The sequence below is a fragment of the Endozoicomonas sp. ONNA1 genome (assembly GCF_024606325.1).
Classification (GTDB): Bacteria; Pseudomonadota; Gammaproteobacteria; order Pseudomonadales; family Endozoicomonadaceae; genus Endozoicomonas_A.
The window spans coordinates 1-1,092 of sequence record NZ_JAHHPN010000202.1; the positions used below are offsets into that span (position 1 = coordinate 1).

Genomic DNA, 1,092 nt, shown 5'->3' on the forward strand with positions numbered 1-1,092 from the left:
TATAAATCACAGCAGCGATGAATCAGTCTTTGAGCCCGTTCATTTTTATCCATCATCTGCCAGAGCATTACCAGGGTCAGATCAATATCGTGCTTCCCAGAGGGCTTGCACAGTTCTTCCTCAGCGTCATCGGGGTGCTTGTCACTCATGTTCAGCAACAGTTTTTCAGACCGTGTATATTTGCCCATATCCTCCCAAATTCGCACCAGAATTATGTCAATCTGAAGGTGCCCACAGGGCTTGTACAGGTCTTCCTCATTGCCATTGGCGGACTTGCCACTCATGTTCAGCAGCAGTTTTTCAGACCGTTTATATTCGCCCACTCTTCCCCAATGTCTCACCAGAGTCAGGTCGATTGTCAGATCTCCAGAGGGCTTGCACAGCGCTTCCATACTGGCAAAGGGAGATTTGCCAACCATATTCAACAGCAACCTTTCAGTCAGTGTGTATTTGCGCTGCATCTCCCAATTTCTTGCCAGCGCCAGATCAATATCTTTCTTCCCGCAAGGCTTGCACAGGCGCTCTTCATTGTCATCGGGGTGCTTGTGACTCATGTTCAGCAGCAGTCTTTCTGTCCATTCATAGTTGCCCATCGTCTGCCAGAGTAAGGCCAGAGCCAGATCCAGGACATTATTTCCAGTGGGTTGACACAGAATTTCTTTATTTTGATTGGTTTTTTTGCCCATCATGTTCAGCAGCAGCTTTTCAGCCCTGTTATATTGGCCTACCTGCCCCCAGTATCGAACCAGGGCCAAATTAATTTCATAATTTTCACAGGGCCGACACAGGATTTCTTCACTGTTACCAGGGTGCTTGCCGCTCATGTTCAGCAGCATCTTTCCGGAAAGTTCAGGTTTATCCATGATCTGCCAGAGTCGAACCAGAGTCAGGTCAATCTCACGCTTTCCAGTGGGCCTGCAAAGCCTTTCAACACTGTCACCAAGGTGTTTTCGACTCATGTTCAGTAGCAATCCTTCAGCCAGGTGATATTTGCCCATGACCTCCCAATGCAGCGCCAAAGTCAGATCAATGTCGAGATGCCCAAAAGGCTTGCAAAGCATCTCCGCACTGGCATCAGGGTGCTTGCGACTC

Annotated in this window: 1 protein-coding gene; it reads right to left on the reverse strand. The window is 48.5% G+C overall.

Annotated elements, in window-relative coordinates:
* On the reverse strand, positions 1 to 1,092 hold a 1,092-nt coding region (locus tag KDK19_RS04800), incomplete at both ends, for a hypothetical protein (RefSeq protein ID WP_257291456.1).